13 protein-coding genes and 1 tRNA gene are annotated in these 14,291 nt (G+C 60.4%); 9 read left to right on the top strand and 5 right to left on the bottom strand.

Features of this window, described 5'->3' with window-relative positions; all coding sequences use genetic code 11:
* The first annotated feature begins 67 nt into the window (after window positions 1–67).
* Window positions 68–143: transfer RNA gene (locus PspS35_RS01515), tRNA-Phe, on the top strand.
* 114 nt (window positions 144–257) lie between these two features.
* Here PspS35_RS01515 and PspS35_RS01510 read toward each other — a convergent pair.
* Together PspS35_RS01510 and PspS35_RS01505 are read right to left on the bottom strand one after the other, a co-directional pair.
* On the bottom strand, window positions 258–1,850 hold the full coding sequence (locus tag PspS35_RS01510) for a glycosyltransferase family 39 protein (protein ID WP_159932482.1): 1,593 nt from the start codon (window positions 1,848–1,850) through the stop codon (window positions 258–260).
* Between the two features lie 87 nt (window positions 1,851–1,937).
* Window positions 1,938–2,903, bottom strand: a complete 966-nt coding sequence (locus PspS35_RS01505; RefSeq protein WP_159932481.1) for an arsenic resistance protein — start codon at window positions 2,901–2,903, stop codon at window positions 1,938–1,940.
* A 244-nt stretch (window positions 2,904–3,147) separates the two neighbouring features.
* On the opposite strand from PspS35_RS01505, the gene PspS35_RS01500 reads away from it, so the two are divergent.
* The gene (locus PspS35_RS01500; RefSeq protein WP_159932480.1) at window positions 3,148–3,561 is read left to right on the top strand and encodes a hypothetical protein; all 414 of its coding nucleotides are present in this window, start codon (window positions 3,148–3,150) and stop codon (window positions 3,559–3,561) included.
* A gap of 57 nt (window positions 3,562–3,618) precedes the next feature.
* Here PspS35_RS01500 and gabP read toward each other — a convergent pair whose 3' ends face one another.
* Window positions 3,619–5,010, bottom strand: coding sequence for a GABA permease (gene gabP, locus PspS35_RS01495; protein ID WP_159932479.1), 1,392 nt, complete (start codon window positions 5,008–5,010; stop codon window positions 3,619–3,621).
* Window positions 5,011–5,563: 553 nt separating this feature from the next.
* Here gabP and PspS35_RS01490 point away from each other — a divergent pair.
* From PspS35_RS01490 to PspS35_RS01470, 5 genes are all read left to right on the top strand, one after another.
* Complete coding sequence (locus PspS35_RS01490; RefSeq protein ID WP_159932478.1) at window positions 5,564–6,337, top strand: ABC transporter ATP-binding protein; 774 nt, start codon at window positions 5,564–5,566, stop codon at window positions 6,335–6,337.
* A 13-nt stretch (window positions 6,338–6,350) separates the two neighbouring features.
* A complete protein-coding gene (locus PspS35_RS01485) occupies window positions 6,351–7,103 on the top strand; it encodes an ABC transporter substrate-binding protein (RefSeq protein ID WP_159932477.1) in 753 nt (250 codons plus the stop codon).
* A 74-nt stretch (window positions 7,104–7,177) separates the two neighbouring features.
* Window positions 7,178–7,870 carry an ABC transporter permease gene (locus PspS35_RS01480; protein ID WP_159932476.1) on the top strand — a complete coding sequence of 231 codons (693 nt, stop codon included), beginning with the start codon at window positions 7,178–7,180 and terminating at the stop codon, window positions 7,868–7,870.
* Complete coding sequence (locus PspS35_RS01475) at window positions 7,870–8,559, top strand: ABC transporter permease (RefSeq protein ID WP_159932475.1); 690 nt, start codon at window positions 7,870–7,872, stop codon at window positions 8,557–8,559. Before PspS35_RS01480 ends, PspS35_RS01475 begins: the two co-directional genes overlap by 1 nt.
* A complete protein-coding gene (locus tag PspS35_RS01470; protein ID WP_159932474.1) occupies window positions 8,540–9,727 on the top strand; it encodes a methyltransferase in 1,188 nt (395 codons plus the stop codon). Before PspS35_RS01475 ends, PspS35_RS01470 begins: the two co-directional genes overlap by 20 nt.
* Before the next feature lie 241 nt (window positions 9,728–9,968).
* Here the strand turns inward: PspS35_RS01470 and bcsQ are convergent, their stop codons facing one another.
* Window positions 9,969–10,928: a cellulose biosynthesis protein BcsQ gene (gene bcsQ, locus PspS35_RS01465; RefSeq protein WP_159932473.1), complete on the bottom strand. Its 960-nt coding sequence runs from the start codon at window positions 10,926–10,928 to the stop codon at window positions 9,969–9,971.
* A 266-nt stretch (window positions 10,929–11,194) separates the two neighbouring features.
* Here bcsQ and lapG point away from each other — a divergent pair, with 266 nt between their 5' ends.
* Both lapG and lapD read left to right on the top strand, forming a co-directional pair.
* Window positions 11,195–11,911 carry a cysteine protease LapG gene (gene lapG / locus PspS35_RS01460; RefSeq protein WP_159937962.1) on the top strand — a complete coding sequence of 239 codons (717 nt, stop codon included), beginning with the start codon at window positions 11,195–11,197 and terminating at the stop codon, window positions 11,909–11,911.
* Window positions 11,912–11,922: 11 nt separating this feature from the next.
* Window positions 11,923–13,869: a cyclic di-GMP receptor LapD gene (gene lapD / locus PspS35_RS01455; RefSeq protein ID WP_159932472.1), complete on the top strand. Its 1,947-nt coding sequence runs from the start codon at window positions 11,923–11,925 to the stop codon at window positions 13,867–13,869.
* Window positions 13,870–13,925: 56 nt separating this feature from the next.
* Here lapD and PspS35_RS01450 read toward each other — a convergent pair whose 3' ends face one another.
* The gene (locus PspS35_RS01450; RefSeq protein ID WP_159932471.1) at window positions 13,926–14,264 is read right to left on the bottom strand and encodes a tryptophan synthase subunit beta; all 339 of its coding nucleotides are present in this window, start codon (window positions 14,262–14,264) and stop codon (window positions 13,926–13,928) included.
* Window positions 14,265–14,291: the final 27 nt, after the last annotated feature.

Below are 14,291 nucleotides of genomic sequence, written 5' to 3'. Positions count from 1 at the left end.
AATAATTAAATATTTTTTGAAAACTTGCTTGACGACCCCCTGAAAAACCCGTTTAATGCGCCCCGTTGCCCAGATAGCTCAGTCGGTAGAGCAGGGGATTGAAAATCCCCGTGTCGGCGGTTCGATTCCGTCTCTGGGCACCACTAATTAGTTTTAGGTGGTGCAAACGCCACCTGAAACACACAAGAAACCCGCCTAGTGCGGGTTTTTTGTTGGCTGGGATTTATCGTTCGCCACCCCGGCTCCCCGCACAGCCCCTACTTAAGCAAAAACACCAACAGCGGGTTGTCATTCAATCGCCCACTGAACACCGGAGCCAATGGCTCCAGCGGTGTTCCTTGCAGCAGCGCACTTTCCTTGCGCGCCACAATCACCCAAGCCGGCCGCGGTATCGCCGCCAAGCGCTCAAGCTCATGACTACCGATAAACACCGGCAGCTCATCGTGATCCAGGTTCATCATGTAGCGCACCGCCCAGGTATCCCGGCCCAGATTGATAAACACCAAGGGCCCAGGCTGCGCGTTGCGCAACACCTCTACCTGGCTGACAAATGTGCGGGTATCGAACTGCAGATCCTTGGCCGGTTCCACCACGGCCACTAGCAGCAACCATTGCGCCGCTAACGCGATCAGGCTGAGCACCACCAACCGCGCCGCCCTGCGCCAGGCAATCACTGCGGCCAGTTGCAAGATCACCAGCACGCCAATCAGCAGCGGCAACGAAACATCCGGCCAATAGCCGTGCTTCTGCCACCCGTGCCGGCAGACAACCACCACAACCACGCACAACGCCGGTAGCGCCGCGACAAGGCCTTCGTAGCACCTGCGCACGCCAATCAGCCAACTTTGCGCCTGGAGCAGCCCATAGGCGGCAACAGCAGCAAACATCGGCACCATCGGCAGAATGTAGTAAGCGCGCTTGAAGTGCGGTACCGACAAACCGAGCAGGATCATCAAACCGCAGGCGCCGAGGCGCACCACCCACTGCACATCTGCGTCAAACCGCTCTATCCAGCGATGACGCAGCGCAATCAACGTGGCCAGGGCCAGCGGCACCACAGGAAAATAGCGATACAAACTCAGCTGGAAGTAGAAATAAAACGGCTCGCCACTTTCATCCAGGCGCCCGCCCACCTGCATCCTGAACACCTCGTCGGCGAACGCGTCGCCACCGCTGATGCGCGCCAGTTTCACCAACAACCACCAGCAGGCAGCCAGTAACACCAGACCCACAATGCCGTGAATCAACACCTGCTTGACCCGGTCCCCCGGCCTGCCCAGCGCCCAATACACGCAGACCACGCCGCAGACCTCGATCAACCCCAGTGGCCCTCGAATCGCAAAGCCCAGGATAAACAACGGGTACACCGCAAGTTGTCTCCAGCGACCGCCGCTGTGCAGCAGGTAAACGCTGGCGACACAAAGCAACGCCACCATCTGGTCCAGGCACACCGAGCGGGACTTATCCAGAAACTGGGTGGTCAGCAACGTCAACAACACCGTGAGCAGCGCCCACTGCCGGCTCGACGGGACCAGCAAGCGATAGATCAGGGCAACTACCCCAGCGGACGCCAGGGCGGTGGGCAGCACGTTTGCCAGGTGGTTGGGCGCACCGAACAGGCGGGCAAATACAAAACTGAGGAAGGTCGCGGTGCCAGGGTAATCCGCGTAGGGCTGACCATAGGTCGTGGGGAAAAAGCTCGCGCCGTGGCGAAACATTTCTTGCAGGAACAGCGCCCAGCGTCCGTCAAACCCTTGGGGCTGTTGATCCCAGATCCCAAAAGTGAACAACACCAAGGCAAACACAAAGATGCCCAGGGACTCCAGGCGAAAACGGCTGCGGTGATCCATCGGTTGACCTGTCAGGTGGGGAGCGCCGACCTATGGTGCCGAGCACACCCCTGAATAGCGCCTGAACAGACCCGAACATTCACCCGTCTACCGACCTGCGGGCCACACCACTGCCGGGATCAGACGGACATAGATCAACTCGGCGACCAGCTCGATCAACGTTTGCAGGATCACCGCTGTCGCCGCCAACCCACGTACGTCTTCGGGCAGCGCCAGCGCCAGGGGCAACACCACCAGCGAATTGCGCGTCGACGCGCTGAACGTTACCGCCCGCGCCGTTGCCGCCGGCAGCGCGAATAATCGGGAGGCGAGAATGCCCGCCAGCGGCGCCAACACCACAAAGGCAAGGTAGACCGGAATCACCGGCATCAGCAGAGCGAAATCGCGCACCACCGAAGTGACTTGCGAGCCAATCACCACAAACAGCACCACCGCCATCGCCGGCACCGGCAACCACGCCCAAGCGGCGCTCCACGCACTAACAACCGAAGAGCGCCGCGCCAGGGACGTCGTCAGCACCGCCAGCAGCATCGGCACCACGATCAACCACACAAACGCCTCAACAAAAGGCCCCGCCACCACCACCGTCTCGGACTGCGCACCCAACATCAAACCCAGGTACACCGGCAACAACGCTAGTTGCAGCAACAACAACACCGGCGTTGCCGCCAACATCAACCGCGAATCGCCTTTGCCGATATGGGTAAACACCACGACGTAATCGATGCACGGCGTCAGCAACACCAATAACGCGCCAACCAGCAACGCCGGGCGCTCCACCAGGCCACGGGTCAACACCCACACCAGCAGCGGCACCAGAATGAAATTGGCCAACAGCAGCGCCGACAGAAAACGCTTGTTGCCCAAGCCCTCGCGCAGGTCCAGAAAAGGGATCTGCAGGAACATCGCGTACATCAGCACTGCAATGGCGGGGGTGATCAATACGCTGAGGGTGTGTGCAAACAAGGGCGCAAGCAGACCAACGGCGACAGCCAGCAGGATGGCGACGAAGTAGATTGGGATCTGGTTGTGTTCAAGGGTATCGCGGGACATGACGGAGGCTCTGGCTGGCAGCAAAAGTGTGAGCCTACTGCCTTAAGGTCTAGCTAAATAGCCCGCTAGAGCCGCAAGGATATTCTTGACGGGCGTGGAGAACAGCCATTATCTCAATCCGATCTGAAGCAATAAACAAGCATCACACCCCAACACCGCCAATTAGCTGAGGATAACCTTGGGATTTCCTCCAACCTGCGCTTCAATACCCCACCCAGATCCAGAACCTTAGGACGTTGAGCCCATGGCCTCGCCGAACAAGCAGCAAAAACGTGCCCAGCGGGCAAAGACCAAGGCCAAGCAAAACCGCACCCAACGCGCCGTCGCAACCAAGCCGGATGCATTCGCCGGCGATGACAGCCGTATTGACCTTGAGTCGGTGGACTTGACCGAGCTGTTCGTTGAGATGCGCACAGCCGGCGAAACCAGCCAACAGGCGCTGTGCGCAGCATTCCTGGCGCACCCGCTGCTGGCGCTGGTGCTGGAACAGGAAGGCGAAGAAGAAGCCACCGATTTTATCCTGGCGGCACTGATCGAGTATCGGCAGTGGGCCACGGACAGCGACGATGAAGCGGCTGCGCTGGCATGGATCGAATCTTCGGAGTTCCAAGCGGACTACATCGCCGCATCCCAGGCCCTCACCAACACCCAAGCCTGACGCAGAACCAAATGTGGGAGGGGCAAGCCCCCTCCCACATTTTTTTACCGCATTTCGTCAGTTAAGCACCGCAGCGCCCGCTCTCTGCGCCTTGCGACGGCTGGACACAACCAACCCCGCCACCACCACCAGCAAGCTCAGCACCCCAGTCGCGAGAATCTCGACCCGGTGCGCTTCCTGGAACAGCATGATGGTCAACGTACCCACGATAAACACCATCACCGCATAGGTCAGGCCTGGGAACAGCCACATCTTGAAGACGATCTTCTCGCCCGCCGCCGTGCGTTTCTGGCGCATGCGCAGTTGCGACACTGCGATCACCAGGTAAACCAGCAACGCAATGGCGCCGGAGCTGGCCAGCAGGAACTCGAACACTGCCGCCGGTGCTACGTAGTTGGCAAACACCGCCAGGAACGCAGCGCCGGTGGACAGCATCACGGCCCAGTACGGCGTGCCGCTTTTGTTGGTGCGCTTGGCCACGGCCGGTGCATCACCGCGACGGCCGAGGGAGAACAGCATGCGCGACGCGGTGTACAGCGCCGAGTTCAGGCAGCTGGTCACGGCAACCAATACCACCAGGTCGACGATCAGCTTGGCATTCGGGATGCCCATGCGTTCCAGCACGGTCTGGTAGGAACCTACCGCCGCCAGGGTCGGATCGTTCCATGGCACCAGGGACACAACGATGAAGATCGACAGCAGGTAGAACAAACCAATCCGCCAGATCACCGAGTTGGTAGCCTTGGTGATTTGCTGGCCTGGGTTCTTCGATTCGGCCGCCGCAATGGTGACGATCTCAGTGCCCATGAACGAGAACATGGTGGTCAGGATCGCCGCCAATACCGCGCCCATGCCGTTGGGCATAAAGCCTTGGGTGTCGAACAGGTGCGACACGCCGCTGACCTGGCTGGTCGGCAGGAAGCCGAAGATTGCCGCCAGGCCGAGGATCACAAAGCCTACGATCGCCACCACTTTGATCAACGCAAACCAGAACTCGAACTCGCCGTAGTTCTTCACACTGAACAGGTTGGTCGCGGTCAGCAGCAGCGTGATGATCAGCGTGAAGGCCCAGATGGCCACATCCGGGAACCAGGCATGCAGGATGGTCGCGGCAGCGTTGGCTTCCAACGGAATCACCAGCACCCAGAACCACCAGTACAGCCAGCCGATGGTGAAACCGGCCCAGTGACCGATCGCACGGTCGGCGTAGGTGGAAAACGAACCGGTGTCCGGCGAGGCCACGGCCATTTCGGCCAGCATGCGCATCACCAAGACCACCAGCGTACCCGCCGCGGCATACGCCAGCAGTACGGCCGGGCCGGCGGCAGCAATCGCGTGGCCGGAGCCGACGAACAAACCGGCACCGATAACGCCGGCAATCGACAGCATGGTGACGTGACGCGGTTTGAGCCCCTGTTCGAGGTCATTGGAGCTTTGCGTACTACTCATTGACACACCTTTGCGAGGAATTGCGAAAACGGTTCGCCCGGCCTGGACGCTTCTTCGTGAAAAGAAACCAACAGGGCGTTCTTTATTTTTTACGCAAGATTTGCGCCAAAATATTACAAAAGCCCGATTGACGCGGGCTGTAGGACTTATCAACAGGAATCGCAAGTCATTGAGAACACTGGCGTTCCGCTATAGCGTTACCGTGCGACTCACATTGAAGACGAAGAAGCGCACCAAAAACACACACAAAAAGTACGTGACGCGCCATAAAGGGGCTGATAGGTACCGTTTGCCCGCTTAACCCTTCCAACACCCGGCCAAAGCTGGCACCATCGCGCCCTTTTTTACGCGAAGCCTGCGGCTTGTCGGGTTCAAACGGTTGTTCGGTTGTTGATGGCGCGACACGCTGCTGTGCCGATGCGACACCTTGCCGCACACCGCCTGTTTACCGTCCGCGGCGCTGTTGGTGTCCTACGGACGCTATGCTAGCTTGGCGCCTCGCCAGGAAGGCGGCCCAATAGCAGGATCGCAACGAACACAATGAGGACCGCACATGGCCGAGGCCACGCCCGCGCTTGAAATCCGCAACTTGCATAAACGCTATGGTGAGCTGGAGGTACTCAAAGGTATCTCGCTGACCGCTCGCGACGGCGATGTGATCTCGATCCTGGGTTCCTCCGGTTCCGGCAAGTCCACGTTCCTGCGTTGCATCAACCTGCTCGAAAACCCGCACCAGGGCGAGATCCTGGTGGCCGGCGAAGCCCTCAAGCTCAAAGCTGCGAAAAACGGCGAGTTGATGGCCGCCGACGGCAAGCAGATCAACCGCCTGCGCAGCGAAATCGGTTTTGTGTTTCAAAACTTTAACCTGTGGCCGCACATGAGCATCCTCGACAACATCATCGAGGCTCCGCGCCGTGTGCTCGGCCAGAGCAAGGCCGAGGCGATAGAAGTCGCCGAAGCCCTGCTGGACAAGGTCGGCATCAGCGACAAGCGCCACGCCTACCCCGCGCAATTGTCCGGCGGCCAGCAACAACGGGCCGCCATCGCGCGCACCCTGGCGATGCAGCCTAAGGTCATCCTGTTCGACGAGCCCACTTCCGCGCTTGACCCGGAAATGGTTCAGGAAGTACTTAATGTGATCCGCGCGCTGGCCGAGGAAGGCCGCACCATGCTGCTGGTCACCCATGAAATGGGCTTCGCCCGCCAGGTGTCCAGTGAAGTGGTGTTCCTGCACCAAGGCCTGATCGAAGAGCAAGGATCGCCACAGCAGGTGTTTGAAAACCCGCTTTCGGCGCGCTGCAAACAATTCATGTCCAGCAACCGCTAACGGAGCAACATGCATGCAGAACTATAAAAAATTCCTTCTGGCTGCGGCCGTCTCGATGGCGTTCAGCGCCACGGCCATGGCAGAAACCTTGAAAATGGGGATCGAAGCGGCTTACCCGCCCTTCAACAACAAAGACGCCAGCGGCAACGTCGTCGGCTTCGACAAGGACATTGGCGATGCCCTGTGCGCCAAGATGAAAATCGAGAAGTGCGAAGTGTATGTGTCCGACTGGGACGGCATCATCCCGGCCCTGAACGCCAAGAAGTTCGACTTCCTGGTGTCCTCGCTGTCCATCACCGATGAACGCAAGCAGGCCGTCGACTTCACCGACCCGTACTACTCCAACAAACTGCAGTTCATCGCCCCTAAAGCCACCGCCGACTTCAAGACTGACGCCGGCTACCTGAAGGGCAAGGTGATCGGTGCACAGCGCGCAACGCTGGCCGGTACCTACCTGGAAGACAAGCTGCCGGAAACCGAAGCCAAGCTCTACGACACCCAGGAAAACGCCTACCTCGACCTGACGTCCGGCCGCCTCGACGGCATCCTCGCCGACAAATACGTGCAGTACGAATGGCTCAAGAGCAAAGATGGTTCCGCCTACGAGTTCAAGGGTGACCCGGTTGTAGAAAGCGACAAGATCGGTATCGCCGTACGCAAGGGCGACCCACTGCGCGAGCGCTTGAACAAAGCCCTGGCAGAGATCAAGGCAGACGGCACCTACAAGAAGATCAACGACAAGTACTTCCCGTTCAGCATCGAATGACCTGAACGACCTGACCGGCGCGCTCACTTGAGCGCGCCGGCTTCCAGCAATGCCTGCCGCGATATGAAAACACCATGAATTTCGATCTCTACGGATTCGGCCCCGCGCTCGCTGCCGGCGCGCTGATGACCGTCAAACTGGCGCTCACGGCCCTGTGCCTGGGGCTGGTGCTGGGCCTGGCCGGGGCCTTGGCCAAGACTTCGCCGTACAAGCCGCTGCAATGGCTGGGCGGCACTTATTCGACCATCGTTCGCGGCGTGCCGGAACTGCTGTGGGTGTTGCTGATTTACTTCGGCACCATCAACGCCATGCGCGAACTGGGTGAGCTGCTCAACATTCCCGACCTGTCCCTCAGCGCCTTCGCCGCCGGCGTCATTGCCCTGGGGCTGTGTTTCGGCGCCTACGCCACCGAAGTGCTGCGTGGCGCGATCATCTCGATTCCCAAGGGCCACCGCGAAGCGGGTGTAGCGCTGGGCCTGTCGAAGTTGCGCATCTTTACCCGCCTGATCATGCCGCAGATGTGGCGCATCGCCCTGCCGGGGCTGGGCAACCTGTTCCTGATCCTGATGAAAGACACCGCGCTGGTCACGGTCATCGGCCTCGAAGAAATCATGCGCCACGCGCAGATCGCCGTTACCGTCACCAAACAGCCGTTCACCTTCTACCTGGTCGCCGCGTTCATTTACCTGGGCCTGACCTCACTGTCGATGGTAGCCATGCACTACCTGGAAAAACGCGCCGCCCGCGGCTTCGTGAGGACGACGTAATGGAATGGGAAGTCATCATCAAGTGGCTGCCGAAGTTTATCCAGGGCGCCATCCTGACCTTGGAGCTGGTGGGTATCGCTGTGATTCTCGGCCTGATCCTGGCCATCCCACTGGGCATCGCGCGCTCGTCCAAGCGCTGGTACGTGCGCTCCCTGCCCTACGCCTACATCTTCTTCTTCCGGGGTACTCCGCTGCTGGTGCAGTTGTTCCTGGTCTATTACGGCCTGGCCCAATTCGACAGCATCCGCTCAAGCTTCATGTGGCAGTACCTGCGCGACCCGTTCTGGTGTGCCACTGCAACCATGACGCTGCACACCGCCGCCTATATCGCCGAGATCCTGCGCGGCGCCATCCAGGCCATCCCTCCTGGGGAAATCGAAGCGGCGCGGGCGCTGGGCATGTCCAAGCCCAAGACGCTGTTCTACATCATCCTGCCCCGCGCAGCGCGCATCGGCTTGCCGGCCTATAGCAACGAAGTGATCCTGATGCTCAAGGCCAGCTCACTGGCGAGCACCGTGACCCTGCTGGAACTGACCGGCATGGCCCGCACGATCATTGCGCGCAACTACCTGACGGTGGAAATGTTCTTCACCGCAGGCGTGTTCTACCTGCTGATCTCCTTCCTGCTGGTGCAAGGCTTCAAACTGCTGGAACGCTGGCTGCGCGTCGATGCCTGCCAGGGACGTTGAAGCACGCTTGCGAGCGCTGGATGCGTTCCTGATCGAGCATCAAGGGCTGTGGCGACCACGGCCCTTTACTCAGCGCCAATTGCCTTGGGAAAGCGAACACCCCGAACTGGCCCAGTGGCTGCGCCAACGCTCGCTGGCCGATGCCGAAGCCAGTCACAACCAACCCCATGACCTGCCCGCCCCCGCGCCTTTTCCACAACTCGCCTTGCAGGCGCTGCAACTCAGCACTGTGGATAAGTTACCGGCGCAGCCCTTGCAACCCGCCGCGCATCGCCTGAATGTCGACGTGCCCGGCCGCAAATGGCAGCAGATCGAAGCCTTCGGCGCGGCGCTGCACTTTGCGCAAACACCAGGGCATTGGCTAGACTGGTGCGCCGGCAAAGGCCACCTTGGCCGTCGCCTGCTGCACGCGGGCCAACGGCTGACCTGCCTGGAGCACGACCCGGCCCTGGTCGCTTCAGGCCAAGCCTTGAGCGACCACCACCGCTTGCCCGTCACCCATCGCCTGCAAGACGTGATGGCCGACGTTGCCATCAGCGCCGAACACACACCCGTCGCCCTACATGCCTGTGGCGACCTGCACGTACGCCTGCTGCACCTGGCCAGTGCCGCCGGTTGCAAGCAAATGGCGCTGGCACCGTGCTGTTACAACCGCATCAATGCGCAGGTCTACCAGCCGCTGTCCGAAGCGGCGCGCGCGTCCACCTTGCAACTGTCGGTCGACGACCTTGGCCTGCCCCTCAGCGAAACTGTCACTGCCGGCAAACGCGTGCGTCTGCAACGGGACACCTCGATGGCCCGTCGCCTGGGGTTCGATCAGTTGCAGCGCGGTTTGCGCGGTTGCGACGAGTACCTGCCCACGCCCTCCCTGCCCGCCAGTTGGCTGGACAAACCCTTTGCCGACTACTGCCGCGAGCTGGCCAGCCTCAAAGGGTTATCCACAGGCGAGCAAGATTGGTCGGCATTGGAGGCGCACGGCTGGCGTCGCCTGGCCGAGGTCAGGAACCTGGAGTTGGTACGTGGTCTGTTTCGGCGCCCGCTGGAGCTGTGGCTGGTGCTGGATCGGGCACTGTTTCTCGCCGAACGTGGCTACAGGGTGGCGGTGGGCAGTTTCTGCGAGCCGACATTGACGCCGCGCAACTTGATGGTGCTTGCCGAGCGCGATTAAGGGGCAAAATTGTCGCACCCCAGCCTGTGGATAACTCTGTTGATGAATTCTTCACAGAGCCTGTAGCTTTCTACGCTGCCGGCCGAAAGCCATGCTGTTCATTTTTTGTCCATACAATAAAACACACAGAAAACAGCCAGTTGCAGCGTGTTGAGAACAGCGCCGCAAAATGGCTGTTTCGTGACAGTTGCATCCAACCGATTGTGCATAAGCATCTGGCGTTAAGCGCATAAAGCGCGCGTTACAGGCGCTTTTTGCGGGCGATCAATAACCGGCACAGGTCGTTGATATCGTCACCGGCGAGGCTCCTCGCCGTGTTGTCCAGCGGGTCGGTAGAAAAGGCCAAGCCTTCGCTGATCGCCGGATCGCGGTGCACGACTTCCAATTGCGCCTCACCTCGACGCAGCTTGAAGGCGTCGAGCATATCCAGATTGAACGCCGAGTTTTCATCCAGTTGATTGATCACCAAGTGACAACGCGGTGGGCGCTCACGCTCAAGATGGGGTGCCAGCAGTTCATCCACTTGGTCCAGCGTGCCGAGGCACGCGGCGTCCGGTTTGGCGACGATCAGCACGATGTCGGCCACGCTCAGCGCCTGATGGAGATACACGTTGTTACCTGCCGGGGTATCGATGATCACCGTATCCGCTTCGCTCAGCGCCAATGCCGACAGGTGCTGGGCCAGCCACGTCGGCTCACGCGTCAACCAGCCTTGCAGGTTTTCCTTCTGCTGGGTGTCGGTGTCGCCAAAGGGAATCACCTGGCAACCGGCGAAGCCCGATTGCAGGATGCTCCTCCATGGCGCGTTGAGCAGGCTGCTACGGCCCACGCCGGGTAACTCATGATCGACACCGAAGTGCTGGCGCAACGCATTCTGGGGGTCCAGGTCCAGGGCCACGACCGACTCCCCCAGGCGCTGCAAGCCGCTGCTCAGCGCCGTGGCCAAGGTACTGCGGCCCACGCCACCATTGACGGAGACCAGCGCCACCACGGTCGGGCGCAGCGCGACCAAAGGCGCAGGGTGGCGATGTTCCGTGGCGTGGGGCGCATAGGCACCAAAACGCGAGCCCTCTTTCTGGTTCACGCGGGTGCCATCGTCGAAAGGAATGCTGCCAAAAAAATGCAAACGAGCGTTTCGCCCCGCGGGATCACGGGAAACGCTCTTGCCGAACAAGGCAAATAGATCATCAGTGCGGCTCATAGCCAGAGCTCCTCCACAGCGCCCTATAAAGACGGGAAAGGTCGGCAAGGTAAGGCTTCACCGCAGGTCTTTTTGTAGGCGTTTTCATTGCTTCATTCTGTGACAGCGCCCGCGAAGTGTCATTATTTTGATGAAATTACCACCACCCTTTCAGACGAGCGGAAAATAGCCAATTTACTGACGATCCATTCCTACAATTCAATGGCGGTGATTTCATCGTGCCATTGTTTTTTACCCGTTATCAACGCACCATTGCCCCACCTTCAATGCTGCAAGCTTGGGTAATCGCAGTGGCGATACGCTTTAAACTCCCTCGGATTCTGTACGGCTTTGCCATCGCGCTGTTGCTGGGTGGCGGGCTGCTGGGCGATTTGCTCGCCGATTGGGATTTCAGCCAGATCAGCCGCCGCGCCGAGTCGCTTTACGGGCCACTCGGCCCTGGGCGCCAGCGCATCGATGCCTGGCAGCAATTGCTGTCGACGCAAAAGCAGGTGAGTGAGGCCGAACAGCTCAACGTGGTGAATCTGTTCTTCAACCGCCAGTTGCGCTACGAGGAAGACATCGACCTGTGGCACGAGATTGATTATTGGGCGACCCCCATTCAATCCCTGTGGAAAGGCGCTGGCGACTGCGAAGACTACGCCATCGCCAAATACTTCAGCCTGCGTCACTTGGGTGTACCCGCCGAAAAACTGCGGATTACCTACGTTAAAGCCTTACGCCAGAATCGCGCGCACATGGTGCTGACGTACTATTCCAGCCCCGACGCCATGCCCCTGGTACTGGACAGCCTGATGGACGCCATTTTGCCCGCCAGCCAGCGCGCGGACTTGCTGCCGGTTTACGCGTTCAACGGTGAAGGGCTATGGCTGACCGGCGCGGCGGGGAACAAAAAAGTCGGTGACACCAAGCGCCTGTCACGCTGGCAGGATGTCTTGAAAAAAATGACCGCCGAAGGGTTTCCGGCCAGTTCGGATAATTAACAGGAGCTACGATGTCACTGTTCAAACAATTGCTGATCGCTATCTGCGTGTTCCTGGTGGTCGCGTTCAGCGGTAGCTTCTTCGTCAGCCTGGAGAGTTCGCGTACCCAGTACGTCAACCAGTTGCGCTCCCACGCCCAGGACGCGGCTACGGCGCTGGCCCTGTCGCTGACGCCGAACATCGATGACCCGGCGATGACCGAACTGATGGTCAGCTCGATCTTTGACAGTGGCTACTACGCAAGCATCCGCGTGGTGGACCTGAGCAATGACCAAGTGCTGGTCGAGCGTGCCGCCGAGCCGGATGCCAGCAGCGTGCCGGCCTGGTTCGTGAAGATGATCGGCCTGGCGCCGGCTGGCGGCGATGCCATCGTCAGCCGTGGCTGGCAGCAGGCAGCACGGGTTGAAGTGGTCAGTCACCCGATGTTTGCCCTGGCCAAACTGTGGCAAAGCGCGCTGGGCAGCCTGGGCTGGCTGTTGCTCTGCGGCGCCGTGAGTGCGGTGCTGGGCGCGCTGTTGCTGCGGCGTCAGTTGAAGCCTTTGGACTATATGGTGGAGCAGTCCCACGCCATCGCACGTCGCGAGTTCCTCAGCTTGCCCGACCTGCCCCGCACCCCCGAATTGCGGCGCGTGGTACAGGCCATGAACCAGATGGTGGAGAAGCTCAAGGCGTTATTCCACGAGCAGACCGAACGCAGCGAGAAGCTGCGGGTGGAGTCCTACCAGGACAGCCTGACCGGGCTGGCCAACCGTCGCTATTTCGAGATGCAGTTGCAATCGCGGGTCAGCAACCTGGAGGAGTCCAGCTCAGGCTACCTGCTGATGTTGCGGGTCAACGACCTGGGCGGCCTCAACCAGCGCCTGGGCGGGCAGCGCACCGACCAGTTGCTGCAAGCCGTCAGCCAGCAACTGGTGCGCACCTGCGCCAAATACCCGGAAACCCACAACCTGATCACCCGCAGCCGCGGTGGTGAATTCGCCGTGCTGGCGCCGGGCCTGGTGCGTGACGAAGCCGTGCAGTTGGCCCAGGAGCTGGAAACCACCTTGCAAAGCCTGCGCGAAACCGGTGCCACCGACATGCCCACCGTGGCCTACATCGGCCTGGCCCCTTACAACCCAGGCGACGCCTCGGCAGACCTGCTGATGCTGGCCGACCAGGCGCTGACCCAGGCCGAAGCCAGCAGCCTGCAAAGCTGGGTGTGCCTGACCCATCAAACCCTCGACACCGTCAGTGACGACCCGCACAGCTGGCACACCCTGCTCGACCATGCCCTGAGCCAAGGTCGCTTCCGCCTGTTCTTTCAGCCGGTGGTGAGCAGCGGTGATATCGGCCGGGTGCTGCATTACAAAGTGCTCTCGCGCCTGCTCGACAGCCAGGGCCAGACCATTGCCGCCGGGTATTTCCTGCCTTGGTTGGAGCGCTTCGGCTGGACCGCGCGGCTCGACCAGGTAATGCTCGACCTGGTGATCGCCCACCTCGGCCAACACAACCAGTCGGTCGCGCTGAACCTGTCGGCAGCGACCCTGAACGACCCGCAAGCGCTGGAACACATGTTCGAACGCCTGGCCCAACACCCACTGTTGGGCGAACGCCTGACCCTGGAAATCGGCGAAGAACAAGTGCCCGAACAGACGCAACTGGAACGCCTGATCCGGCGCATGCGCGGCCTCGGCTACAGCCTTGGCCTGCAACGCTTCGGCGGGCGCTTCAGCATGATCGGCAACCTGGCGCACCTGGGCCTGGCCTACCTCAAGATCGACGGCAGCTACATCCGTGACATTGATCAGGAAAGCCACAAGCGCTTCTTTATCGAAGCCATCCAGCGTGCGGCCCACAGCATCGACTTGCCGTTGATTGCCGAGCGCGTGGAAACCGAAGGTGAGTTGCGGGTGATCCGCGAGATGGGGATTGAAGGGGTACAAGGCCAACTGGTCGGTGAACCGGCGCCCTGGAAGTGAAGCCCTGACGCATCGTGCCTCCTTGACGGTTATGCCGTAAAGGAGGTGCGCGAGCGTCAGATCAAACCGGTTTCATCATCATTGATCAGCTCACTCAAGCCACCCAGCGCCGCCCGGGCGTGGGTACGCTCCAGAAACTTGGTCTGCGCCGCAGCCGGCAAGTCGGTGATGCTCATCACGTTCTTGGTGATCAGCACCTGGATCAAGTCATCCAGCACGCGGATCATCTCAAGGTCACTGCTCTTGAGCTGCTTGAGGCTGGTCTCAATCTCATCGTCGGCAAACCACGCCTGGATTTCATGATGGTCAGCCGGTAGCGTCTCGCTCGCTTCGGCGAAGGCCTGCGCCTCGACGCGGACCAAAGCGTTGTATTGATCGCGTTGCACGTAGAACATCAGCCCTCTCCCAATAAAAAATCCCTG

This window comes from Pseudomonas sp. S35, assembly GCF_009866765.1.
Classification (GTDB): domain Bacteria; phylum Pseudomonadota; class Gammaproteobacteria; order Pseudomonadales; family Pseudomonadaceae; genus Aquipseudomonas.
The sequence above is the reverse complement of the archived record's forward strand: the minus strand, read 5'-3'. Positions and strand labels throughout refer to the sequence as shown.